The sequence below is a fragment of the Streptomyces sp. NPDC001219 genome (assembly GCF_053597915.1).
In genome coordinates this window covers 22415-47310 of sequence record NZ_JBSFJF010000051.1, presented here as the reverse complement: position 1 = coordinate 47310, position 24896 = coordinate 22415, and the positions used below count along the sequence as shown (strand labels likewise).

General features: G+C 73.4%; 19 protein-coding genes. 16 read left to right on the top strand and 3 right to left on the bottom strand.

Annotated features, from left to right (window positions below; translation table 11 throughout):
- The first annotated feature begins 10 nt into the window (after positions 1-10).
- Entirely contained in the window at positions 11-1426 is a 1416-nt protein-coding gene (locus ACWC9R_RS27275; RefSeq protein WP_450735388.1) for an ATP-binding protein, read from the top strand.
- A 212-nt stretch (positions 1427-1638) separates the two neighbouring features.
- Positions 1639-1842 carry a cold-shock protein gene (locus ACWC9R_RS27270; protein ID WP_006602702.1) on the top strand — a complete coding sequence of 68 codons (204 nt, stop codon included), beginning with the start codon at positions 1639-1641 and terminating at the stop codon, positions 1840-1842.
- Between the two features lie 94 nt (positions 1843-1936).
- Here the strand turns inward: ACWC9R_RS27270 and ACWC9R_RS27265 are convergent, their stop codons facing one another.
- Entirely contained in the window at positions 1937-2932 is a 996-nt protein-coding gene (locus tag ACWC9R_RS27265) for a TAXI family TRAP transporter solute-binding subunit (RefSeq protein WP_450735386.1), read from the bottom strand.
- Positions 2933-3232: 300 nt separating this feature from the next.
- Between ACWC9R_RS27265 and ACWC9R_RS27260 the strand changes: the two genes are divergently transcribed.
- The 3 genes from ACWC9R_RS27260 to ACWC9R_RS27250 all read left to right on the top strand — a co-directional run bounded on the left by ACWC9R_RS27260 (position 3233) and on the right by ACWC9R_RS27250 (position 6144).
- Positions 3233-3775 carry a DoxX family protein gene (locus tag ACWC9R_RS27260; RefSeq protein WP_450735384.1) on the top strand — a complete coding sequence of 181 codons (543 nt, stop codon included), beginning with the start codon at positions 3233-3235 and terminating at the stop codon, positions 3773-3775.
- Positions 3776-3860: 85 nt separating this feature from the next.
- Entirely contained in the window at positions 3861-5375 is a 1515-nt protein-coding gene (miaB, locus tag ACWC9R_RS27255; RefSeq protein ID WP_450735383.1) for a tRNA (N6-isopentenyl adenosine(37)-C2)-methylthiotransferase MiaB, read from the top strand.
- Positions 5376-5433: 58 nt separating this feature from the next.
- The gene (locus ACWC9R_RS27250; RefSeq protein ID WP_450735381.1) at positions 5434-6144 is read left to right on the top strand and encodes a class III extradiol dioxygenase subunit B-like domain-containing protein; all 711 of its coding nucleotides are present in this window, start codon (positions 5434-5436) and stop codon (positions 6142-6144) included.
- A gap of 61 nt (positions 6145-6205) precedes the next feature.
- On the opposite strand, the gene ACWC9R_RS27245 is transcribed toward ACWC9R_RS27250, so the two are convergent.
- Positions 6206-6541 carry a hypothetical protein gene (locus ACWC9R_RS27245; RefSeq protein WP_450735379.1) on the bottom strand — a complete coding sequence of 112 codons (336 nt, stop codon included), beginning with the start codon at positions 6539-6541 and terminating at the stop codon, positions 6206-6208.
- 193 nt (positions 6542-6734) lie between these two features.
- On the opposite strand from ACWC9R_RS27245, the gene miaA reads away from it, so the two are divergent.
- The 6 genes from miaA (at position 6735) to hflX (ending at position 15196) form a co-directional block, all read left to right on the top strand.
- The gene (gene miaA, locus ACWC9R_RS27240; protein ID WP_450735377.1) at positions 6735-7673 is read left to right on the top strand and encodes a tRNA (adenosine(37)-N6)-dimethylallyltransferase MiaA; all 939 of its coding nucleotides are present in this window, start codon (positions 6735-6737) and stop codon (positions 7671-7673) included.
- Between the two features lie 108 nt (positions 7674-7781).
- A complete protein-coding gene (locus ACWC9R_RS27235; protein ID WP_450735413.1) occupies positions 7782-8318 on the top strand; it encodes a hypothetical protein in 537 nt (178 codons plus the stop codon).
- A 175-nt stretch (positions 8319-8493) separates the two neighbouring features.
- A complete protein-coding gene (gene dapF, locus ACWC9R_RS27230; RefSeq protein ID WP_450735375.1) occupies positions 8494-9369 on the top strand; it encodes a diaminopimelate epimerase in 876 nt (291 codons plus the stop codon).
- A 194-nt stretch (positions 9370-9563) separates the two neighbouring features.
- Entirely contained in the window at positions 9564-11759 is a 2196-nt protein-coding gene (locus ACWC9R_RS27225) for a RelA/SpoT family protein (protein WP_450735373.1), read from the top strand.
- 143 nt (positions 11760-11902) lie between these two features.
- Positions 11903-13528 (top strand): M1 family aminopeptidase, encoded by a 1626-nt coding sequence (locus ACWC9R_RS27220; protein ID WP_450735372.1) that lies wholly within the window; start codon positions 11903-11905, stop codon positions 13526-13528.
- Between the two features lie 180 nt (positions 13529-13708).
- Positions 13709-15196, top strand: coding sequence for a GTPase HflX (hflX, locus tag ACWC9R_RS27215; RefSeq protein WP_450735370.1), 1488 nt, complete (start codon positions 13709-13711; stop codon positions 15194-15196).
- Between the two features lie 110 nt (positions 15197-15306).
- On the opposite strand, the gene ACWC9R_RS27210 is transcribed toward hflX, so the two are convergent.
- A complete protein-coding gene (locus tag ACWC9R_RS27210; protein WP_450735369.1) occupies positions 15307-16497 on the bottom strand; it encodes a trypsin-like serine peptidase in 1191 nt (396 codons plus the stop codon).
- A gap of 280 nt (positions 16498-16777) precedes the next feature.
- On the opposite strand from ACWC9R_RS27210, the gene ACWC9R_RS27205 reads away from it, so the two are divergent.
- The 5 genes from ACWC9R_RS27205 to ACWC9R_RS27185 all read left to right on the top strand — a co-directional run bounded on the left by ACWC9R_RS27205 (position 16778) and on the right by ACWC9R_RS27185 (position 24887).
- Positions 16778-18166 carry a diaminobutyrate--2-oxoglutarate transaminase family protein gene (locus tag ACWC9R_RS27205; RefSeq protein ID WP_450735367.1) on the top strand — a complete coding sequence of 463 codons (1389 nt, stop codon included), beginning with the start codon at positions 16778-16780 and terminating at the stop codon, positions 18164-18166.
- Positions 18163-20187 (top strand): IucA/IucC family protein, encoded by a 2025-nt coding sequence (locus ACWC9R_RS27200; protein ID WP_450735365.1) that lies wholly within the window; start codon positions 18163-18165, stop codon positions 20185-20187. Before ACWC9R_RS27205 ends, ACWC9R_RS27200 begins: the two co-directional genes overlap by 4 nt.
- A 108-nt stretch (positions 20188-20295) precedes the next feature.
- Positions 20296-20997, top strand: a complete 702-nt coding sequence (locus ACWC9R_RS27195; RefSeq protein WP_450735363.1) for a GNAT family N-acetyltransferase — start codon at positions 20296-20298, stop codon at positions 20995-20997.
- 105 nt (positions 20998-21102) lie between these two features.
- Complete coding sequence (locus tag ACWC9R_RS27190; RefSeq protein ID WP_450735361.1) at positions 21103-22869, top strand: IucA/IucC family protein; 1767 nt, start codon at positions 21103-21105, stop codon at positions 22867-22869.
- Between the two features lie 41 nt (positions 22870-22910).
- On the top strand, positions 22911-24887 hold the full coding sequence (locus ACWC9R_RS27185; protein WP_450735359.1) for an ATP-dependent DNA helicase: 1977 nt from the start codon (positions 22911-22913) through the stop codon (positions 24885-24887).
- Positions 24888-24896: the final 9 nt, after the last annotated feature.

Below are 24896 nucleotides of genomic sequence, written 5' to 3'. Positions count from 1 at the left end.
CCGCGACCAGGTGCGCACCCGACTCCTCCCGCTCCTCATCGTCCTCATGGCCGGTGTCCTGCTCGCGCTCGGCATCCCGCTCGGCGTGATCACGGCCGGGGTCGAGCAGCAGCGGGTGGTCGTCGACCGGATCGACGACGCCGCCCGCTTCGCCTCCCTCGCCCAGTTCGTCACCGCCCGCCCCGGCGCGGAGGCCGGGGACAAGACCCCGGAGGAGGACGAGCGGCGCGCCACCCTCCGTACCGAACTCGCCCGGTACTACGACCTCTACGGCATACGTGCCGGGGTCTTCTACCGCGATCGCACTCCCATGGCCGCCGCCCCCGCCGGCCTGCCGGTACCCCGGGACGGTGAGGCCGCGCGGGCGTTCAGCGAGGCGCTGGCCGGCCGCCGCAGCCATGACCCGCACCAGGTCTGGCCCTGGGACGACACCGGCCGCATCCCGGTCGCCTCCCCGGTGATCCGCGACGGCGACGTGGTCGCCGTCGTCATGACCGACTCGCCCACGGGGCAGCTGCGCACGCACGTCCTGCGCGGCTGGCTGCTGATCGCCGCCGGTGAGTGCGCGGCGATGCTCGTCGCGGTCGCCGCCGCCTTCCGCCTCACGGGCTGGGTGCTGCGGCCCGTACGGGTCCTGGACACGGCCAGCCACGACATCGCCACCGGCCGGATGAACGCCCGGGTCGCCGCCACCGCGGGCCCGCCCGAACTGCGCCGGCTGGCCCGCTCGTTCAACGAGATGGCCGACCACGTCGAGGACGTCCTGGAACAGCAGCGCGCCTTCGTCGCCGACGCCTCGCACCAGCTGCGCAACCCGCTGTCCGCACTGCTGCTGCGGATCGAGCTGCTGGCCCTCGAACTCCCCGACGGCAACGCGGAGATCGCCTCGGTCCGCACCGAGGGCAAGCGGCTCGCCCGGGTCCTGGACGACCTGCTCGGCCTCGCCCTCGCCGAGCACACCGCCGCCGACCTCCAGCTCACCGACGTCGCGGAGCTGGCCGCCGAGCGTGTCGACTCCTGGCGCCCGATGGCCGACGACAAGGGCGTCGTCCTCACCTACGAGGGGCACAGCGCCGTCACCGGCTGGGCCGACCCGGTGGCCCTCTCCAGCGCCCTGGACGCGGTGATCGACAACGCGCTGAAGTTCACCCCGGAGGACCGCCCGGTCACCGTCGGCGTCGCCCCGGCCGGCGAGCGCGTCGACATCACCGTCACCGACCGTGGCCCCGGCCTCACCGACGACGAGCTCGCCCGGGTCGGCGACCGCTTCTGGCGCAGCAGCCGCCACCAGAACGTCTCCGGCTCCGGACTCGGCCTGTCCATCACCCGCGCCCTGCTCGCCGCGGGCGGCGCCACCATCGCCTACGCCCCGCATCCGCCGCACGGACTGAAGGTCACCGTGACCGTGCCGCGCACCGAGCCGTGAGGCGGGCGCCGCGCGGGACGCTGGACAACCGCACCGGCTGTGCTACCGTCGACGACGTTGCAGTTGTGGTACCCATGAACTTTGTGCGCGCCCGGAGGCTGAAGCCCCGGGCGTTCCTTGTTATCCGGACCTGTTCCGGTGTGGGGCGATCATCTCGGCGACAAGGAGGCCGCGCAGTGTGGTCTCCCGTTTGCCCCATGAAGGAGAAAAACATGGCTTCCGGCACCGTCAAGTGGTTCAACTCGGAAAAGGGCTTCGGCTTCATCGAGCAGGACGGCGGCGGCCCCGACGTCTTCGCCCACTACTCGAACATCGCCGCGCAGGGCTTCCGTGAGCTCCTCGAGGGCCAGAAGGTCACCTTCGACGTGACCCAGGGCCCCAAGGGCCCGCAGGCGGAGAACATCGTCGCCGCCTGACGCCTTCCGCGTCCTGTGAGCGGGGCCCGCACCGGTACGTCCGGTGCGGGCCCCGGTCCGTTTTTCCGGCGCGGCTCCCGGCCCCCGGGCCGCCTCAGGGCTTCTGGGACACGTAATAGCGCCGGGCGCCGGTGTGCAGCTCCAGCGGATCGGTGAACACCGCCGTCCGCAGATCCACCTTCTGCGCGGCATGCACCTGGCGGCCGATCCGGTCCCGGCTGTCGATGACGGTCCGGGTGATGCCCTCGGTCAGCGCGGCGTCCTCCCGGTCCCTCGTCACCAGCAGGTTCGCCACCGCGATCGTCTTCACCGCCTTCCCGCCCTGCGCCATCGGATAGGCGTCGGCGGGCATCACCGCGGCCCGGTAGTAGCGGGTGCGCTCCCCCTGCCGGTGCAGCGCCTCACTCAGGTCCCCGAGCTGGACCAGCCGCACCGGGAAGCGCCGCGCCAGGTGCTGCACCGCCGTCGTGGGCAGCCCGCCGGACCAGAAGAACGCGTCGAGCTTGTGCTGCTCCAGCAGCTTCGGCATCCGGTCGATGCCGACCCGCACCGGCTCGATGTCCTGGTTGAAGTCCAGCCCGGCCGCCTCCAGCAGCCGCCGGGTGATCAGCTGGACGCCGGAGCCGTCCGCCCCGACGCCCACCCGCAGCCGCCGCAGGTCCTTCGTCGAGCGCACCGCGGAACCCTTCGGCACCACCAGCTGCGCGTAGTCGTCGTACAGCCGCGCGCAGGCCCGCAGCCGGTCCGCGCCGGCCTCGCCCCTGATCTTGTACGTGGCGACCGCGTCCGCCGTCGCGATGGTGAACTTCGCGCGCCCCGCGACCAGCTGCCGCAGATTGTCGATCGAGCCCTCGCTGCGGGTCAGCCGGAGATCCACGTCCGGCAGGTCGTGGGCCAGATCCTGCTTCAGCAGCTCCCCGTAGCGCGCGTAGACACCGGTCGGCACACCGGTCGCCATCGTCACCTGCCCCCGGGGAACGGGCGCGGCGCCCGTCGACATCAGCCACCACAGCCCCAGCCCGAGGGCGACCAGCGCCGCGATCGCCGCCTGGACGGCCCGGCGGCCGGTACGGGGGAGTGCTGTGACCATGGGCGGGATACTGCCAGGAGCACGGCGGGAACGGGAGGGGTGAGGCCCGGTCGTGACCTCACCGGAGCCGTACCGGACCGCGGTTGCACCCGGAACAGCAGGCGATACGGTGGCGACGTGGCGCCCGTACCGCTCCGGCGGCAGAGGGCGGCCCCTCACCTGGTGACACAGCGGGGACCCGGCACGTCCCCACCCGCGCGCCCGGCGGCGCGCACCCAAGAACATCCCTCCACCCCGAGCGCACCGGCGCCGGCACCCCACAGCGGCCCTCTGACGCGCCGGTGCGGGAAGCGACACCTCATGAAACCGCCCACCGCACTGCGGCCCGACACCCGCGCCCGGTCCGAAACCGTCCGCCCGCCTCCCGCGGCCGCCGATGCCGGACTGCTCCTCCTGCGGCTGACCGTGGGGCTGATCCTGGCCGGCCACGGCGCACAGAAACTCTTCGGCTTCTTCGGCGGCCGCGGACTCGACACCACCGCGCGGGGCTTCGAAGCCCTCGGCTACCGCCCCGGCACCTTCTTCGCCGGCCTCGCCGGAGTCACGGAAGTCCTCGGCGGCCTCGGCCTCGCCCTCGGTCTGCTCACCCCGCTGGCAGCCGCCGCACTGATCGGCGTGATGATCAACGCCATGGTCCTCGCGGCACCCAAAGGGCTCTGGGCGGAGACCGGCGGCCTCGAATACCCGCTGACCATCGCCGTCGTCGCGCTGTCCGTCGCGGCCACCGGCCCCGGCCGCTACGCCCTCGACCGGCCCTTCCGCTGGGGCCACGGCGGCTGGCGCAGCGCGGCCTTCGCCCTGGGAGCCGGCGGCCTCGTCGCCGCCGTCGTGCTCGCCCTCTGAGCGGACGCCCGCCCTCCTGCGCCGGACGATCCCGACCGGGCCTCCGGCGTCGGGAGGCACTCCCGGCACCGCCTACCCTTGAGACATGACCAGCAGCGACCGGAGCCAGGCAGTGGGCGTCAACAAGAGTTACGAGATCCGCACCTACGGGTGCCAGATGAACGTCCACGACTCCGAGCGGCTGTCCGGCCTGCTGGAAGAGGCCGGATACGTACCCGCTCCCAAGGATGGCGACGGCGCCGACGTCGTGGTCTTCAACACCTGCGCGGTACGGGAGAACGCCGACAACCGGCTCTACGGCAACCTCGGTCAGCTCGCCCCGAAGAAGGCCGCGCGCCCCGGCATGCAGATCGCCGTGGGCGGCTGCCTCGCCCAGAAGGACCGCGACACCATCGTCAAGAAGGCCCCCTGGGTCGACGTGGTCTTCGGGACGCACAACATCGGCAAGCTGCCGGTGCTGCTGGAGCGCGCCCGCGTCCAGGAAGAGGCGCAGGTCGAGATCGCCGAGTCGCTGGAGGCCTTCCCCTCGACCCTGCCCACCCGGCGGGAGAGCGCCTACGCGGCCTGGGTTTCCATCTCCGTCGGCTGCAACAACACCTGCACCTTCTGCATCGTGCCCGCGCTGCGCGGCAAGGAGAAGGACCGCCGGCCCGGCGACATCCTCGCCGAGATCGAGGCGCTGGTCTCCGAGGGAGTCAGCGAGATCACCCTGCTCGGCCAGAACGTCAACGCCTACGGCTCCGACATCGGCGACCGCGAGGCCTTCAGCAAGCTGCTGCGTGCCTGCGGGAAGATCGAGGGCCTGGAGCGGGTCCGCTTCACCTCCCCGCACCCCCGTGACTTCACCGACGACGTCATCGCCGCCATGGCCGAGACGCCGAACGTGATGCCGCAGCTCCACATGCCGCTGCAGTCCGGCTCGGACACCGTCCTGAAGGCGATGCGCCGCTCGTACCGCCAGGAGCGCTTCCTCGGCATCATCGAGAAGGTGCGCGCCGCCATGCCGGACGCCGCGATCTCCACCGACATCATCGTCGGCTTCCCGGGCGAGACCGAGGAGGACTTCGAGCAGACCCTGCACACGGTCCGCGAGTCCCGCTTCGCCCAGGCCTTCACCTTCCAGTACTCCAAGCGCCCCGGGACCCCGGCCGCCGACATGGAGGGCCAGATCCCCAAGGCCGTCGTCCAGGAACGCTACGAGCGCCTGGTCGCCCTCCAGGAGGAGATCTCCTGGTCGGAGAACAAGAAGCAGGTCGGCCGCACGCTGGAGGTCCTGGTCGCCGAGGGCGAGGGCCGCAAGGACGACGCGACCCGCCGCCTGTCCGGCCGCGCCCCCGACAACCGCCTGGTCCACTTCACCCGCCCCGACGAGCCGGTCCGCCCCGGCGACGTGGTCACCGTCGAGATCACGTACGCCGCCCCGCACCACCTCCTGGCCGAGGGCGCGGCCCAGGCGGTGCGCCGGACCCGGGCCGGGGACGCCTGGGAGAAGCGCAACGCCGCCCCGGCACAGAAGCCCCAGGGCGTGCTGCTGGGCCTGCCCACCATCGGGGCCCCGGCGCCGAGCCCGGCGCCCGCCGCCGGCTGCGGCTGCGACTGACCGGGCGCTCCCAGGGCACGGCGAACGGCCCCGCATCAGTGGCGTTACGCTGCGTGGCATGCTCGTAGCCGCCGCCCTCTGCCCCTGCCCGCCGCTGCTCGTCCCGGAGGTGGCCGCCGGGGCGGCGCCCGAACTCGACGCGCTGCGCGCCGCCTGTCTCGACGCGGTCGGCGTGCTCAGCGCCGCCCGCCCCGACCGGCTGGTCGTCCTCGGCCCGGCCGACGAGGCCGGGCGGGGACGGTACCCCCAGGGCTCGGTCGGCTCCTTCCACGGCTTCGGGGTGGACCTTGACGTGTCGCTGGGCGCCGCGGAGACCGTCCCGGACCGGGAACTCCCGCCGTCGCTGTCCGTCGGCGCCTGGCTGCTGTCCCGTACGGACTGGGACGACGCTCCCGTGGAGGCGCTGGGGGTGGACCCGTCCCTGCCCCGCGACCGCTGTCTGGAACTGGGCCGGGAGACCGCCGCGGCCGCTCCCCGGGTCGCGCTGCTGGTGATGGGCGACGGCAGCGCCTGCCGGACGGTGAAGGCGCCCGGCTACTTCGACGAGCGGGCCGAGGCCTTCGACGCCGAGACCGCCCGCGCCCTGGGCGAGGCCGACACCGCCGCACTGGCCGCACTCGACGCGGAGCCGGCCGCCGGCCTCCAGGTGTCCGGACGGGCCTGCTGGCAGGTCCTCGCGGGGGCGGCGGAGGGCGCGGGCCTCAGCGGCCGGCTGCTCCGCGAGGAGGCTCCCTACGGCGTGGGCTACTTCGCGGCGGCCTGGTCGTAGCACGGCCGCCCGGCGGTACGGCGACGGCCGCGCGGCCCTGCGGCCCGCGGCCGTTGTCCGGTCAGCGCGTCCGGTGCTGCGCGCTCTCGCTGTCCGCGGCGGCCTCCGCCGACTGCTGCCGCGGGATACCGGCGCTCTCAGCGGCCTGCTCGGCCCGCGGCGCCACGGTGTCCGCGGTCTCCTCCGTCTCCGCCGCGGCGTCGCCGGACGCCTCCGGGGACGCCGCCTCCGCCGCCTCTGCCGCCGGGCACTCGGCGGCGTCCGTGGCCCTCCCGGTGTCCCCGGTGTCCGACGGAGCGTCCACCTGCTCCTCCGCCCCGGCCGCCACCGCCGTCGTGGCACTCTCCTCCGTCACCGCTCCGGACTTACGGCGGCGAAACCGCGAAAACACGCCCATAACTGCTCCTACGCTCTTCCTGTGGTGACGTCCCCGGCCACATCCCTGGCCCTCCGGGAGCGGACCGTTGCGCCGCCCGCGGGCGCCGGTGCTGCTTCCGGCTCTCGGGACCTCGCAACAGGCAACGAGATCATCAGTGGCCCGTCACGTCGCTCGTTCGAGATGGGGCCGGGAGGTTTGCGAGACTGACGGGGTGAACACCGCCGTTCCCGCTCCGCGGGTCATCGCCGTCGTCGGCCCCACCGCGGCCGGAAAGTCCGATCTGGGCGTCGCGCTCGCGCAGCACCTGGGGGGCGAGGTCATCAACGCCGATTCCATGCAGCTCTACCGCGGTATGGACATCGGCACCGCCAAGCTCACGCCCGAGGAGCAGCAGGGCGTCCCGCACCGCCTCCTGGACATCTGGGACGTCACCTGCGCCGCCAGCGTCGCCGAGTACCAGCGGCTGGCCCGCGCCGAGATCGACCGGCTGCTCGCCGAGGGCCGCACCCCGGTCCTGGTCGGCGGCTCCGGCCTCTATGTGCGCGGCGCCATCGACGTACTCGAGTTCCCCGGCACCGACCCTGAGGTGCGCGCCCGCCTGGAGGCCGAACTGGCCGAGTCGGGCAGCGGCGCCCTGCACGCCCGGCTTGCCGCCGCCGACCCCGAGGCCGGTCGCGCGATCCTGGCGAGCAACGGCCGCCGTATCGTGCGCGCCCTGGAGGTCATCGAGATCACCGGCCGCCCCTTCACCGCCAACCTCCCCGGCCACGAAGCGGTCTACGACACCCTGCAGATCGGTGTCGACGTCGCGCGCCCCGAACTCGACGAGCGGATCGCGCGGCGCGTCGACCGTATGTGGGAGGCGGGCCTGGTCGACGAGGTGCGCCGGCTGGAGGGCGAGGGACTGCGCGAGGGCCGTACGGCCTCCCGGGCGCTGGGCTACCAGCAGGTGCTCGCCCAGCTCGCGGGGGAGTGCACCGAGCAGGAAGCGCGCGACGAGACGGTGCGCGCCACCAAGCGCTTCGCGCGCCGCCAGGACTCGTGGTTCCGCCGGGACCCGCGCGTCCACTGGCTCAGCGGCGCGGCCGAGCACCGGGAGGAACTTCCGGGGCAGGCACTGGCGTTGCTCGAACGACCGGTCACAGCCTGATCACGTCATGGCATCGGGACGCTCCGGCCGTCATCCGGGCCCCTGAGGGCGTGTCATCATCGACCTTCGATCGAGGCGTGCAGTCTGGAGTGGGGAGGGCGCGTGGCAATGGAGGCCGGCCCTCGCGACGGAGCGCAGCAACCGGACAGCGGCGCCGACGCGGCTCCCCTCGCCGATGACGGCCCGGACACCGGCGACGGCCTGACGGGCCCCGACGGTGGCATCGGCCGCCCGCGCACCGACCCGGACGCCCTGGACGACTCCGACGCCCCGGACTCCGGAGCCGACCGCCCCGGCGAGGGCGGCGAGTCCTTCCGCGAGCTGCGCCCGCCGCGCCGGCTGCGGCTGTGGCAGCTGGCGCCGATCGTCGCGCTCGCCGCCCTCGGGTCGCTGATGTTCGCCTTCCCGCTCGCCTTCGAGTTCGGCGGCGACGGCGGCGCCATGATCGCGATGCTCGGTCTGCTGCTGTGCTGCTGCGCCGCGGGCTGGGGCATGATGGCCGCCCGCCGCGTCGGCCACACCTGGCCCGGCCTCCCGGCGCCGGGCTCCGGCCGCCGCGCCTGCTGGCGTGTGGTGCTGATCTACACCGTCCTGGTGGCCCTCCCGGCCTCGCTGGCCATCTGGCGCGTGGCGCGGCTGCGCTGACCAGCGGGTGTGCTGCGGGCGGGTGTGCTGGGACGGGGGCCATCGCGCGCGGCCCGTTTTTTTCCCCGCCGCCCACCCCCCTTCGGGGGGTGGGCGGGTGTAGTCAGCACCCCTGAGCCCCTCGCGCCCCGCCCCGCACCCCTCCTTCCCCCCGCCCTCCCCGTACGATGCAGGGGTGACCAGCACGCAGCGCCTCGCCTTCCTCAAGGGCCACGGCACCGAGAACGACTTCGTGATCGTCCCCGACCCGGACGGGCGCCTCAACGTGTCCGCGGCCGCCGTCGCCAGGATCTGCGACCGCCGGGCCGGCCTCGGCGGCGACGGCCTGCTGCGCGTCGTACGCTCCGCCGCGCACCCGGAGGTGCGGGACCGGGCCGACGAGGCCGAGTGGTTCATGGACTACCGCAACGGCGACGGCTCGATCGCCGAGATGTGCGGCAACGGCGTCCGCGTCTTCGCGCGTTATCTGCTGCACGCCGGCCTGGTCGAGGCCGGCGACCTCGCCATCGCCACCCGCGCCGGCGTACGCCGCGTCCACCTCGCCAAGACCGGCGATGTCACGGTCTCCATGGGCCGGGCCGAACTCCCCCAGGAGAGCGTCGTCGTCACCCTCGACGGCCGCAGCTGGCCGGCCCGCAACGTGAACATGGGCAATCCGCACGCGGTCGCCTTCGTCGAGGACCTGGCCCACGCCGGCGAACTGCGGGACGTACCGCCGTTCAGCCCCGCGTCGGTTTATCCCGACGGCGTGAACATCGAGTTCGTCGTCGACCGCGGTCCGCGCCATGTGGCGATGCGGGTCCACGAGCGTGGCTCGGGTGAGACCCGCTCCTGCGGCACCGGTGCCTGCGCGGTCGCCGTCGCCACCGCCCGCCGGGACGGCCTGGACCCCGCCGCGACCGGAGCGCCGGTCACGTACACGGTCGAGGTGCTCGGCGGCCGGCTCTCGATCACCGAGCGGCCCGACGGCACGGTCGAGATGACCGGCCCGGCCGAGATCGTCGCCGAGGGCACCTTCGACCCCGCCTGGCTGACCGCCGCGCTCGGCTGACCCGGCCCACGGCGTATCGGGCCAGGGCCCGCCCCGAGAGGGGTTCCGGCCAAAAGATTCGCTCGAACGGGTGGTCCGCCTCACGCTGAGCGAGAGGTGGGAAGCGGTGCGTGATGGGCTCGGTAGCATCAAGCACCGGCCCGGGCGCCCGATCTGACGCGTCACACCGCCGGTCGACGCTGCCGGAGGTGCCCATGAGCGCAGAGGCCACTAACCCTGGGAATCCTGGAGCAGCGGGCCGCAGGCGCGGCCGCCGCCGACTGGAACTCACCGGGCTGCGCCGCATCGGCCGCGCCGCGCTCCTCGGCCCGGCCCCGCGCGACGGCCTCCCGCACGCCCTCGAACACGTCGCCAAGGTGCACCGCGGCCACCACCCCGACGCCGACCTGGACACCCTCACCCGGGCCTACCTGCTCGCCGAGACCTCGCACCGGGGCCAGCTGCGCAAGAGCGGCGAGCCGTACATCACCCACCCCCTCGCGGTGACCCTGATCCTCGCCGAACTCGGCGCCGAGACCACGACGTTGACCGCCTCCCTGCTCCACGACACCGTCGAGGACACGGAGGTGACGCTGGATCAGGTGCGGGAGCTGTTCGGCACCGAGGTCAGCTATCTCGTCGACGGCGTCACCAAACTGGAGAAGGTCGACTACGGCGCGGCCGCCGAGCCGGAGACCTTCCGCAAGATGCTGGTGGCGACCGGCAACGACGTCCGGGTGATGTCCATCAAGCTCGCCGACCGGCTGCACAACATGCGCACCCTCGGCGTGATGCGCCCCGAGAAGCAGGCGCGGATCGCCAAGGTGACCCGCGACGTGCTGATCCCGCTCGCCGAACGCCTCGGCGTCCAGGCGCTGAAGGCCGAGCTGGAGGACCTGGTCTTCGCCATCCTGCACCCGGAGGAGTACGCCACCACCCGGGCCCTGGTCCTGGAGTGCGCCTCCCGGCCCGACCCGCTCGCCGCACTGGCCGGGCGGGTGCGCACGGTGCTCGACGAGGCCGGTATCGACGCCCAAGTCCTCGTTCAGCCACGGCATTTCGTCTCCGTGCACCGGGTGCGCCTCGCACACCGTGAACTGACCGGCGCGGCCCTGGGCAGGCTGCTGGTGCTGGTGGCTGAGGACGCCGACTGTTACGCCGTCCTCGGTGAGCTGCACACCTGCTTCACCCCGGTGATCTCCGAGTTCAAGGACTTCATCGCGGCCCCCAAGTTCAACCTCTACCAGTCGCTGCACACCGCGGTCAGCTGCCCGTCCGGGGAGATCGCCGAGACGCTGATCCGTACGCACCAGATGCATCGGGTCGCCGAGGCCGGGGTGATCGCGCTCGGCAACCCCTACGCCCCCACCGACGACGTGGACGCCCCCGAGGGCGAGCGGGCCGACCCGACCCGCCCCGGATGGCTCTCCCGCCTGCTGGAGTGGCAGCGCACCACCCCCGACCCGGACACGTTCTGGACCTCGCTGCGCGACGACCTCGCCCAGGACCGCGAGATCACCGTCTTCTGCACCGGCGCCCCGCCGGACGGCTCGTCCGGCGGCACCGGCGGCGTCATCGGTCTGCCCGCGGGGTCGAGTTGTGTGGACGCCGCCTACGAGCGGCACGGCGAGGCGGCGCACTGCTGCATCGGCGCCCGCGTCAACGGCCGGCTCGCCACCCTCTCCACGGTCCTGCACGACGGTGACAGCCTGCAGCTGCTGATGGCGCCGGACCCCGCGGCCGGCCCCTCTCCCGAGTGGCTCGACCACGCCCGTACCCCCGCCGCCCGGCTCGCCATCGCCCGGTGGCTGGCCGGGCCACGGGAGTCCTGCGCCCGCCCCTCGGGCCCCGGTGAGGGGCTCACCGGGGAGCCGTCCGCCGACCGCCGCGCCGAGGAGCCCGACGGCCCCGGGGCGGACCCGGTCGTTCCCGCCTCGGTCCTCGCGGTGGCCGACCTGCCCGGGGCGGCCGTCCGGCTGGCGGGCTGCTGCACCCCGGTGCCGCCGGACGCCGTCACCGGCTTCGCCGTCCGTGGCGGCACGGTCACCGTGCACCGCGTCCTGTGCCCCGTCGTGGCCCGGATGGCGGCCACCGGCCGGCCGCCGGTCGGGGTGCGCTGGCGCGGCGCCGCCCAGGGAGGCCCCGGCTGCCGGGTCACCCTCCTGGCCGAGGCCTTCAGCCGGCCGCAGCTCCTGGCCGACCTCACCGAGGCCATCGCCTCCCAGGGCGCCGCCGTGGTGTCGGCCGCCGTCGAACCCCCGCACGAACAGCGGGTCCGCCACACCTACACGCTGCATCTGCCGAACCCCGCCGGGCTGCCGTCCCTGATGCGCGCGATGCGCCAAGTGCCCGGCGTCTTCGATGTGTTGCGGGCGGGCAAGGCCCGGCAGCCCGCGGCCCTGCAGCCCTGAGCGCCCGGTACGTCCGCCGGCTGACGCCCCGTCGGGAGCCGCTCCGCCCGGCGGCGTAAGACGGGTGCCCGATCCGCCGCCCGTTCGGGTGCCGTTTGCCCCGTGACCCGCGGGGGACGGGGCCGCGTTGGTAGCCGTAGTTCATGTCCCTTCCCTTGCGCCGCCCGTCCCGCGACCCCGACCGCCCCGTCCCCGCCCTGTCCCGTGGCCCGAGCGGCCGGGGCCGCCGGACCGGTGTGCGGGCCGCCGCCCTCGGGCTGGCCGCCCTGGCCACCCTCGGCGTGGCCGAGCCGCCGGCCGGGCCGCAGGGCCTCGGCGACCGGCTCTTCCCCACCCTCGGCAACACCGGCTACGACGTCACGTCCTATGACGTCTCCCTGGAGTACTCCGGCCACAACGACCGGCCGATGAACGCCACCACCGAGATCACCGCCCGTGCCACCGGCGAGCTCGACCAGCTCAACCTCGACTTCGCCCGCGGCGCCGTACGCTCCGTGAAGATCGGCGGCCTGGCCGCCCGGTACGAGCAGCACGGCGAGGACCTGGTGCTCACCCCGGCCTTCCACGTCTCCCGTGGACAGGAACTGAAGATCGCCGTCGAGCACACCAGCAACCCCGCCGGCGCCGGCGACGGCGGCTGGATTCGTACCGCCGACGGGCTGGCGATGGCCAACCAGGCCGACGCCGCCCACCGGGTCTTCCCCTGCAACGACCACCCCTCCGACAAGGCGCTCTTCACCTTCCACATCACCGCGCCCCAGCAGCTGACCGCCGTCGCCAACGGGCTGCCGCTGCGCCCCGGCACCCGGGCCGGGACCCGCACCTGGACCTACCGCACCGACCACCCCATGGCCACCGAGCTGGCCCAGGTCTCCATCGGGAAGTCCAGCGTGCTGCTGCGCCACGGGCCGCACGGCCTGCCGCTGCGCGACGTCGTCCCGACCGCCCACCGTGCCGCCCTGGCCCCGTGGGTGGCCAAGACGCCGGGCCATCTGACCTGGCTGGAGCGCAAGCTCGGTCCCTACCCCTTCGAGGCGTACGGGGTGCTGATCGCCGACGCCCGGACCGGCTTCGAGCTGGAGACCCAGACGCTGTCGCTGTTCGAGAAGGCCCTGTTCACCACCCGCCAGCTGCCCGACTGGTACGTCGAGTCCGTGATGGTGCACGAGCTGGCCCACCAGTGGTTCGGTGACAGCGTCAGCCCGCGCCGCTGGTCCGACGTCTGGCTCAACGAGGCCCATGCCACCTGGTACGAGGCCCTCTACGCCCAGGAGAAGGGCGGCACCCGGGCCTCTCTGGAGGCCCGTATGCGCCACGCCTACGAACAGTCCGACGGCTGGCGCGCCGAGGGCGGACCGCCCGCCCGGCCCAAGGCCCCCAGCCCGGGGCAGAAGATCAGCATCTTCCGCCCGATCGTCTACGACGGCAGCGCGCTGGTCCTCTACGCCCTGCGGCAGAAGATCGGTCCGGCCGCCTTCGACCGGATCGAGCGCGAGTGGGTGTCCCGGCACCGCGACGGAGTGGCCGACACCGCCGACTTCGTCCAGCTGGCCTCCCAGGTGTCCGGGCAGGACCTCACCGCCTTCTTCCAGGCGTGGCTCTACGGAGACCGGACCCCGCCGATGCCCGGTCATGCGCAGTGGAAGCCCAGGAAGAGCCCGGCCAAGCCCGGCCCGAAGGCGACCGCCCCCGGCCCCGGGGCCAAGGTGGCCGCCCCGACACCCGGAGGACCCAAGGGGGCCGCCGGAACCCCGGGGAAACCCGCGTGACGGCCCTCCCGGGTCGTGGGACCATCGTCAGGTCGGCACCGGCCGGCCCGGGAATCTCCGGGACGGCTCGGACGTTGACACCAGCGACGGCCGCGGGAGTCCCGCGACGGTCGCCCTGACGACAGTCCCGGTGGGGCCGCGAGGTCCCCGTGCGGGCTTCCCAACGACGCGAAGGATCAAATGACCTCCTCTTCTTCCCTTCCGCAGGACCGGCAGCGCCTCCCCGAGAGCCTTCGGGCCAACGCCCTGATGGAAGAGGACGTCGCCTGGAGCCACGAGATCGACGGGGAGCGTGACGGCGACCAGTACGACCGCTCCGCACGTGCCGCACTACGCCGTGTAGCGGGCCTTTCCACCGAACTCGAGGACGTCACCGAGGTCGAGTACCGCCAGCTCCGCCTGGAGCGGGTGGTACTCGTCGGTGTCTGGACCACCGGCACGGTCCAGGAGGCGGAGAACTCCCTCGCGGAGCTCGCCGCCCTCGCCGAGACCGCCGGCGCGCTGGTGCTCGACGGCGTCATCCAGCGCCGTGACAAGCCCGACCCGGCCACCTACATCGGCTCGGGCAAGGCCCTGGAGCTGCGGGACATCGTGCTCGAATCCGGGGCGGACACCGTGGTGTGTGACGGTGAGCTGTCCCCGGGCCAGCTGATCCACCTCGAGGACGTCGTCAAGGTCAAGGTGGTCGACCGGACCGCCCTGATCCTCGACATCTTCGCCCAGCACGCCAAGTCCCGGGAGGGCAAGGCGCAGGTCGCGCTGGCGCAGATGCAGTACATGCTCCCCAGGCTCCGTGGCTGGGGCCAGTCGCTCTCCCGGCAGATGGGTGGCGGTGGCTCCGGTTCGGCGGGCGGCGGTATGGCCACCCGTGGTCCCGGTGAGACCAAGATCGAGACCGACCGGCGGCGGATTCGCGAGAAGATGGCGAAGATGCGCCGGGAGATCGCGGAGATGAAGACCGGCCGGGACATCAAGCGCCAGGAGCGCCGGCGCAACAAGGTCCCCTCGGTCGCCATCGCCGGCTACACCAACGCCGGTAAGTCGTCCCTGCTCAACCGCCTGACCGGCGCCGGTGTCCTGGTGGAGAACGCGCTGTTCGCCACCCTGGACCCGACCGTCCGGCGGGCCGAGACACCCAGCGGACGGCTCTACACCCTCGCCGACACCGTCGGCTTCGTCCGCCACCTCCCGCACCACCTCGTCGAGGCGTTCCGCTCCACGATGGAGGAGGTCGGCGAGTCCGACCTCATCCTGCACGTGGTCGACGGCTCGCACCCGGTGCCGGAGGAGCAGCTGGCCGCGGTACGCGAGGTGATCCGCGAGGTCGGTGCCACGGACGTGCCCGAGATCGTGGTCGTCAACAAGGCCGACGCGGCCGATCCGCTGGTGCTCCAGCGACTGCTGCGCCAGGAGAAGCACGCCCTCGCCGTCTCGGCCCGTACCGGCCAGGGCATGGCGGAGCTGCTGGCCCTGCTCGACGAGGAACTGCCCCGGCCGCAGGTCGAGATCGAGGTGCTGGTGCCCTACACCCAGGGCGCCCTGGTCTCGCGGGCCCACGCCGAGGGCGAGGTCATCTCCGAGGAGCACACCGCCGAGGGCACGGTCCTCAAGGCGCGGGTGCACGAGGAACTGGCCGCGGAGTTCCAGCCGTTCGTGCCGGCGGCCTGACCGCCCCGTAGGACAGCGAAGCGAAAGGCCCGCCCCCGGGAGACCGGGGGCGGGCCTTCGTTCCGTTCAGGGGCGGGCGGTGCCGACCGGGCACCACCCGCCCCGGGCGGCTACTGCTTGGCCGCCCACTTCTTGCTCATGTTGTCGAAGAGCGTCTTGGCCTCGGGACCCAGGTGCGGACCGGCCGACCAGCGGGCCGGACGCGGGCCCATCGACATGTTGGAGATCAGCACCTGCTTGCCGTCCGAGCCCTTGGCGAACCAGGGGCCACCGGAGGAACCGCCGGTCATGGTGCAGCCGATCCGGTACATGGTCGGCTTCCGGTCGTCCATCGACAGCCGGGTCGGCTTGTCGGTGCACTGCTGCTGCGCCGCACCGTCGAAGGGCGCCTCGGCCGGGTAGCCCTGTGCGGTCAGGCTCGGGATCTTCGCCATCGCGGGGGCGTTGAAGTCGACCTCGTAGGCGCCGCCGGCCATCTCCTCCAGCGACTTGCCGCCGGTGCCCTGCTCCGGCTTCACATGCATCAGCGCGTAGTCGTACGGAGCCATCGGGACACCCGGGACGGCGCCGCCGGCCTTGATCCACTGCTGGGACGTCGCCATGTCGTCCGCCCACCACTTGCCCGACGGGACCCGGTCCTCGAAGGGCTTGCTCTTCAACTGGTCGGCGGTGCCGCCGGTCTTGTTGAAGTTCGGCACGAACATCATGTTGCGGTACCAGCCGCCGTTCTTGCCGGCGTGCACACAGTGCGCAGCGGTCCACACCAGGTTGGACTTACCGGGGTGCGCCGGGTCCTTGACGACGGTGGCGGAGCACCGCGAGTCGCCCTCGGGGGTGCTGAACAGCAGCAGACCCACGCCGGGGGCGGTGGAGGTGTACGGGGTCTTCACGGCCCGGGCCGGGACGGCGGTGGGCTCGGGGTCGGTCTTGCCCTGGTCCTCGGAGATGTCCTCGGGCTTGCTGGGGTCCTGGGGCGGCTTGACCTTGTCGATCTTGTCCTTGTCCCAGAAGTCCTTGATGATCGGGTTGATGAACTCACCGGCCTCGCGGAGCCACTTGTCCCGGTCCCAGTTCTTCCACTCGCCGTTCTTCCACTTGTCCAGGTTGACGCCGTGTTCCTTGAGCTTGTCCTGGATATCCTGGGGAATCTTGAAGTCACCCCCGCCCGTGGAGTCCTGGGCCGCGGACTGGCTGGGCTGGGCGTCCGCGTTGTCGCCCTCCGGCCCGCAGCCGGTGGCAGTCAGCGCCATGACGGCGGTGAGAGCGGCGGCGGCCAGGACTGGCCGACGTATGGATCGCATGGGTGAGTTCCCCCTGATGAATCGGACTGAGCCGGGATGACGCGGTCTGCTGGACACCGGACCCGTTCTTTGTCATGAACCTCAAGATCCCGGTGCAACACCCCACTATGCCGGTGACGATGGGGACGGCGGTACTCGGGTCCCCGGTTCCAGGCAGCCAAGGATCTTGGTGGCAACCGTGATCTCGCGTCGCCGTCGTCGTTGGTACGGACGGGGACGGCCGGGCCCTTCGCGGGGCCCGCGGCCTTCCGCAGCTCACCAGCAGGAGGACACAACTGCCGTGGCGTTGACCGAAACCGTGCCGGCGGCGCCGGCCCACGAGGGGATTCTGCGCCGTCAGTCCCTGCGTGAGTCCGCCGCCCGCACCTATGCGCGCTCGCTGCCCATCGTCCCGGTGCGCGCCCGCGGGCTCACCATCGAGGGCGCCGACGGCCGGCGCTATCTCGACTGTCTCTCCGGCGCCGGCACGCTGGCGCTCGGCCACAACCATCCGGTGGTGCTCGAAGCGATCCGCAGGGTCCTCGACTCCGGTGCGCCGCTGCACGTCCTCGACCTGGCCACGCCCGTCAAGGACGCCTTCACCACCGAGCTGTTCGCCACACTGCCCGCGGAGTTGGCCGAAAACGCGCGCATCCAGTTCTGCGGCCCGGCCGGCACGGACGCCGTCGAGGCCGCCTTCAAACTCGTCCGCACCGCGACCGGACGGGACGGCCTGATGGCCTTCTCCGGCGCCTACCACGGCATGACCTCGGAGGCGCTCGCCGCCTCCGGGGGAGCGCGGCACACCAGCGTCGTCCGGCTGCCCTACCCGTACGACTACCGCTGCCCCTTCGGGACCGGCGGCGAGCGCGGCGCCGAACTCGCCGCGCGCTGGACCCGGAGCCTGCTCGACGACCACAAGAGCGGGGTGTCCCGCCCGGCCGGGATGATCCTGGAACCCGTCCAGGGCGAGGGCGGCGTGATCCCCGCACCGGACAGCTGGCTGCGGCGGATGCGGGAGATCACCGCGGAACGGCAGATCCCGCTGATCGTCGACGAGGTACAGACCGGGGTCGGCCGCACCGGCACTTTCTGGGCGGTCGACCACAGCGGCATCGTGCCCGACGTGATCGTGCTGTCGAAGGCGATCGGCGGCAGCCTGCCGCTCGCCGTGATCGTCTACCGCGAGGAGCTGGACGCCTGGCAGCCCGGCGCGCACGCCGGCACCTTCCGCGGCAACCAGCTCGCCATGGCCGCCGGCGCCGCCACCCTCGCCCATGTCCGGGCCAACGGCCTCGACCGGCGGGCCGGGGAGCTGGGCGCCCGGATGCTCGACCGGCTCAACTCCCTCGCCGCCGCCCACGACTGCATCGGCGACGTCCGCGGCCGCGGCCTGATGCTCGGCGTCGAACTCGTCGACCGCGACGCCGACGCCGATGCCACCGGCGCCCGCCCCGCCGCCCCCGAACTCGCCGTCGCCGTCCGCGACGCCTGCCTGGACCGCGGCCTGATCGTCGAACTGGGCGGCAGGCACTCCGCCGTCGTCCGGCTGCTGCCACCCCTGACCATCACCGACGAACAGGCGGACGCGATCCTCGACCGCCTCGCCGACGCCATCGCGGCGGCGGTCCGCACCACCCCCGGGCCGACGGGCTCGTCCCCCACGACCATGCGAGGCACCACCCCATGAACGAACACCTCGGCCCCGACGCCGGCCAGCCCGCCGAGCGGGTCCCCGCCCACCAGGGCGCGGGCACCATCGAGTCGGTACCGCGCCAGCAGCGCCGCGCCCCGGACGAGACCTGCCACCAGCAGCCCCACGAGCACCCGGACCGGTCCGTCCCCCAGGGCGCCCCCGGCCCGCACGACCGCGCCCGCACCGGCGGCCACGACCCGCTCGACCACCCGGACCCGGCCGTCGCCGCCGACGCCGCGGGCATCGAGCACCTGCTGCGCTGCTGGATCAGGGAGAGCGGCACCCACCACCCGGCCGAAGGACGGCTCCGCCTCCCGCTGCAGGCCGCGGCGAGCGCCCTGCTCGTCCCGGTCCGCTACTGGTCACCCACCGGCTGGCACCGCCTGGGCGCCCCCACCCTCGAAGGCGCCCCGGCCGGCGCCGCCCCGCTGGACGCCGTCACCCTCGCCGCACTGCTGCGCCGGGAGGCCGCGCACGGCGACCGGCGGGCCTCCGACGGCGGTGAGCACCGCGTGGCGGACGGCGGGGAACAGCCGGAGCCGGACGGCGCTCCGCAGCAGGCACCGGACGGCGACGGCGCCGAACTCGTCGGCCGGGTCGCCAACTCCGTCCGTAACGTCGCCGCCTTCCTCACCGACCGGCGCGCCCGGCCCGCCGACGACCACGGCGCCCTCTTCCTCGAAGCCGAACAGTCCCTCCTCCTCGGGCACCCGCTGCACCCCACACCCAAGAGCCGCGAAGGCCTCTCCGACGCCGAGACCCGCGCCTATTCGCCCGAACTCCGCGGCGCCTTCCCGCTGCACTGGACGGCCGTGCACCGCTCCGTGCTGGCCGCGGACTCCGCCTGGACCGAACGCGGCAAGCCCGTGGCGGCCGGGCGGCTCACCGCGGACCTCGCGGGAAGCGGCTGCCGGCTCCCCGACGGCACCGTGGCGCTGCCGCTGCACCCCTGGCAGGCCAGGGAACTCGCCGACCGCCCCGACGTCCTCGCCCTCCGCGAGGCCGGTCTGCTGCACGACCTCGGCGCCCACGGCCCGCTGTGGCACCCCACCTCCTCCGTCCGTACGGTCTACCGCCCCGGCGCGGACGCCATGCTCAAGCTCTCCCTCGGGCTGCGCATCACCAACTCCCGCCGGGAGAACCTCCGTAAGGAACTGGCCCGCGGGGTCGAGGTGCACCGGCTGCTGCGCACCGGCCTCGCCAAGCAGTGGCAGACCGTCCACCCCGGCTTCGACATCGTCCGGGACCCGGCCTATCTCGCCGTCGACGGCCTCGACGGCGCACCCGTCCAGGGCTTCGACGTCGTCATCCGCCACAACCCCTTCAGCACCACCGACGACGCCGTCTGCGTCGCCGGCCTCACCTCCCCCCGGCCCTGGCCCGGCCGCTCCGGAGCGCGCTCCCGGCTCGAGGACCTCGTCCAGACACTCGCCGCCCGCACCGGCCGTCCCCTGGGGGCGGTGGCCACCGAGTGGTTCCTGCGCTACCTCGAGGCGGTCGTCCGGCCCGTGCTGTGGCTCGACGGCACGGCCGGCGTCGTGCTGGAGGCCCACCAGCAGAACACCGTGGTCCTGCTGGACCCCGACGGCTGGCCGGTCGGCGGCCGCTACCGCGACAACCAGGGCTACTACTTCCGCACCTCGCGCCGCGCCGAACTGGAACGACGGCTGCCCGGCATCGGCGTGGCCAGCGACACCTTCGTGCCCGACGACGTCACCGACGAACGCTTCGCCTACTACCTCGGCATCAACAACGTCCTCGGCCTCATCGGCGCCTTCGGCTCCCAGCACCTGGTCCGCGAGGAGATCCTGCTCGCCGCCTTCCGTCGGTTCCTCGCCGACGCCGCCGCGGCCCCGCGGGCCCACCGCTCGCCGCTGCCGGAACAGCTCCTGGCCGCCCGCACCCTGCGCTGCAAGGCCAACCTGGCCACCCGGCTGCGCGGCCTGGACGAACTCGTCGGCCCGGTCGAGACCCAGTCCGTCTACGTCACCCTGACCAACCCCCTCGCCCCCTAGCCGCCCACCGCGACCCCCGACAGCAGACCCCCGCACCCAGTCCCCGGCGCCGGCGCCCCGCGACCCATACGGCCACGCGGCACGCGGCCACGAGAGGAGAGCGTCGCCGTGCCACCCACCGAACCCGGCCGCAGCCTCGGCTCCGACGGCCCCCTCGGCCTGCAGGCCCCGCCGCCGGAATGCCGCGCGTCGGCCGACGACGGCCCGCCGCCGGGGTCCCCGGGCGCCCCGGCAGCCGGCCCGCTGCTCGACAACCCGGCGGGCTGGGGCGCGGCCGACACCCCCGCCGGGCCGTTCGCGCTGGTGCCCGTCCGGCCGGAGCGCGATCTCGACCGGATCGTGGGCTGGATGAACGACCCGGCCGTCGCGGCCTTCTGGGAGCTGGCGGGCCCGCCGGAGACCACCGCCGCCCATCTGCGCGAGCAGCTCGACGGCGACGGCCGCAGCGTGCCCTGCCTGGGGGTGCTGGCCGGGGTCCCGATGAGCTACTGGGAGATCTACCGCGCCGACCTCGACCCCCTCGCCCGCCACTACGCCGCCCGGCCCCACGACACCGGCATCCATCTGCTCATCGGCGGGTCCGGCGACCGGGGACGCGGGCTGGGCAGCACCCTGCTGCGCGCCACCGCCGACCTCGTCCTCGACCACCGCCCGCGCTGCACACGGGTCGTCGCCGAGCCCGATCTGCGCAACACCGCCTCCGTCACGGCCTTCCTGAGCGCCGGCTTCCACTACGCCGAGGAGATCGAACTTCCCTCGAAACGGGCGGCGTTGATGGTCCGCGACCGCGCCCGCCGCCACCTGCTCTGACGCCGCGGCCGTCCGTCGACGGTCCCGCTCCGGTCCGCCGTCCACCGCGCTGCCCCGGTTGTCCCCCGTACGAGCCGGGGCGGTCCCGCTTCGAGGAGTCCCGCCTTGTCTCCTGAGCCCCAGCCCTCGCACCGCGCCTGGCAGCACGCCGCGCGCCGACTGTTCGCCAAGACCCTGGCGGAGTTCGCCTACGAGGAGATCCTCACCCCCGAGCCCGACGGCACCGCCCCCGACGGCACCCCGCAGTACCGCCTGCCGGTCTCCGACACCCTCGTCTACCGCTTCCGCGCCCGGCGCGGTGCCTACGGCCACTGGCGCGTCGACCCCGCTTCGATCACCCCGGACACGGACCCCTTCCGCTTCCTCACCCACGCCCACGACACCGTGCTGGGCCTGTCCGGCGACACCACCGGCCACCTCATCCGCGAGCTGACCGCCACCCTCGCCGCCGACACCCGCCTCGACGCCACCGCGCTCAGCGCCGCCGAACTCGCCGACCTGGACTACGCCTCCCTCGAAGGCCACCAGACCGGCCACCCCTGGCTCGTCGCGAACAAGGGCCGGCTCGGCTTCTCCGCCGCCGACGCGGCGACCTGGGCCCCCGAGGCCCGCACCGCCCGGCGCCTGCCCTGGCTCGCCGCGCACCACGGCATCGCCCACTACCGCGGTATCCCCACCCTCGCCACCCCCGACCGTCTCTACGGCGAGGAACTCGACCCCGCCACCCGTCACGCCTTCGCCCGCACCATCGCCGACGAGGGCCTCGACCCCGCCGACTACCTCTATCTCCCCGTGCACCCCTGGCAATGGGACGAGACCATCGCCCCGCTCTTCGCCCCGCAGCTCGCGGACAGATCCATCATCGCGCTGCCCACTGACAACGACCTCCGCCTGCCGCAGCAGTCCATCCGCACCTTCCTCAACCTCAGCCGGCCCGAGGCCCGGACGGTCAAGCTGCCGCTGTCCATCCTCAACACCCTCGTCTGGCGCGGCCTGCCCACCGAGCGCACCCTCGCCGCGCCCGCCGTCACCCGCTGGGTCCACGGCCTGCGCGACGCCGACCCCTATCTGCGCGACGAGACCCGGGTCATCCTGCTCGGCGAGACCGCGTCCGTCACCGTCGAGCACCCCCTCTACGACCGGCTGCCCGGCGTCCCGTACCAGTTCAAGGAGCTGCTCGGCTGTATCTGGCGGGAGCCGGTCAGCCGCTATCTGGACCCCGGCGAACGCGCCCGCACCCTGGCCGCACTGCTGCAGACCGACCCCCGGGGCCGCGCCCTGACCGCGGAGCTGGTGCGCCGCTCGGGGCTGGCCCCGCGCGCCTGGCTGGCCCGGCTGTTCGCCGCGCTGCTGCCGCCGCTGCTGCACTTCCTCTACCGCTACGGCACGGTCTTCTCCCCGCACGGCGAGAACGCCATCGTCGTCTTCGACGAGCACGACGTCCCCACCCGCCTCGCGATGAAGGACTTCGTCGACGACGTCAACACCAGCTCCCGCCCGCTCCCGGAGCACGACTCCATGCCGGACGACGTACGGGCGGTGCTGCTGACCGAACCGCCCGCCTTCCTCACCCAGTTCATCCACTCCGGCTTGTTCGTCGGCGTCTTCCGCTACCTCGCACCGCTGTGCGCTGACCAACTGGGCGTGCCCGAGAGCGAGTTCTGGTCACTCGTCCGGGCGGAGATCCTGCGCCACCACGAACGCTTCCCCGGTCTCAAGGAGCGGTACGAGACCTTCGACCTGCTCACCCCGCGGATCGCGCGGCTGTGCCTGAACCGCAACCGTCTGCACGTGGACGGCTACCGGGACCGCACCGACCGGCCGCACGCGGCGGTCCACGGCACCGTTCCCAATCCGCTCCACATGCCGTGACGGACCCGGCTGTCAGTGGTCCCGCGTAGGCTTGCAGGGCTATGACGAAGCCCTCCCTCCCCGATCTCCTGCACGCCGCCGTGACCGCCGTCGGCGGCACCGAGCGCCCCGGCCAGGTGGCGATGGCCGAGGCCGTCGCCGAGGCCGTGGACGACCAGGCCCATCTGCTGGTGCAGGCCGGCACCGGCACCGGCAAGTCCCTCGGCTATCTGGTCCCGGCGCTCGCGCACGGCGAGAGAGTGGTCGTCGCCACCGCCACCCTGGCGCTCCAGCGCCAGCTCGTGGAGCGTGATCTGCCGCGGACGGTCGAGGCCCTGCATCCGCTGCTGCGCCGCCGCCCCGAGTTCGCGATGCTCAAGGGCCGCTCGAACTACCTGTGCCTGCACCGCCTCCACGAGGGCGTCCCGCAGGAAGAGGAGGACGGCCTCTTCGACGTCTTCGAGCAGGCGACACCGACCAGCAAGCTCGGCAAGGACCTGCTGCGGCTGCGCGACTGGGCGGACGAGACCGAGACCGGCGACCGTGACGCGCTGACCCCCGGGGTCTCCGACCGCGCCTGGGGCCAGGTCTCGGTCTCCTCCCGGGAGTGTCTGGGCGCCTCGAAGTGCGCGTACGGGGCGGAGTGCTTCGCCGAGGCCGCCAGGGAGCGCGCCAAGCTCGCCGATGTGGTCGTCACCAACCACGCGCTGCTCGCCATCGACGCGATCGAGGGCGCCCCGATCCTCCCGCAGCACGAGGTCCTGATCATCGACGAGGCCCATGAGCTGGTCTCCCGGGTCACCGGCGTCGCCACCGGCGAACTCACCCCCGGCCAGGTCAACCGTGCCGTCCGCCGCGCCGCCAAGCTCGTCAACGAGAAGGCCGCGGACCAGCTCCAGACGGCGTCGGAGACCTTCGAGCGCCTCATGGAGCTGGCTCTGCCCGGCCGTCTGGAGGAGGTCCCCGAGGACCTCGGCTACTGCCTGATGGCGCTGCGGGACGCGGCCCGTACGGTCATCTCGGCGCTCGGCTCCACCCGCGACAAGTCGGTCCAGGACGAGGACGCCGTCCGCAAGCAGGCCCTCGCCTCGGTGGAGAACGTCCACGCCGTCGCCGAGCGCATCGCCAACGGCTCCGAGTACGACGTGGTCTGGTACGAGCGCCATGACCGCTTCGGCGCCTCGCTCCGGGTGGCACCGCTGTCCGTCTCGGGCCTGCTGCGCGAGAAGCTCTTCGAGGACCGCTCGGTGACCCTGACCTCCGCCACTCTCAAGCTGGGCGGCGACTTCAACGGGGTCGCCGCCTCCCTGGGCCTGGCTCCCGAGGGCACGGAGGGTGAGGACGTCCCGCCCTGGAAGGGCCTGGACGTCGGCTCCCCGTTCGACTACTCGAAGCAGGGCATCCTGTACGTCGCCAAGCATCTGGCCCAGCCGGGCCGGGAGGGCAGCCGTACGGACATGCTCGATGAGCTCACCGAGCTGATCGAGGCGGCGGGCGGCCGCACCCTCGGCCTCTTCTCCTCGATGCGTGCCGCCCAGGCCGCCGCGGAGGAGCTGCGCGGCCGGCTGGACGTGCCGATTCTCCTCCAGGGCGAGGAAACCCTGGGCGAGCTGATCCGCGCCTTCGCCGACGACGCCCGTACCTGCCTGTTCGGCACCCTCTCCCTGTGGCAGGGCGTCGATGTGCCGGGGGCGAACTGCCAGCTGGTGGTGATGGACCGGGTGCCGTTCCCGCGTCCGGACGATCCGCTGATGAGCGCCCGGCAGAAGGCCGTGGAGGAAAACGGCGGCAATGGCTTCATGGCGGTCGCGGCGACGCACGCGGCCCTGCTGATGGCCCAGGGCGCCGGCCGACTGGTGCGCGCCACGGGCGACCGCGGTGTGGTCGCCGTCCTCGACCCCCGGGTGGAGCGTGCTCGCTACGGCTCCTTCCTCCGCAAGTCGATGCCCGAGTTCTGGTACACGACCGACCGCAACCAGGTCCGCCGCTCGCTGGCCGCCATCGACGCGGCGGCCAAGGCGGCGGAGTCCGGCTCCTAGGCGTCGGCC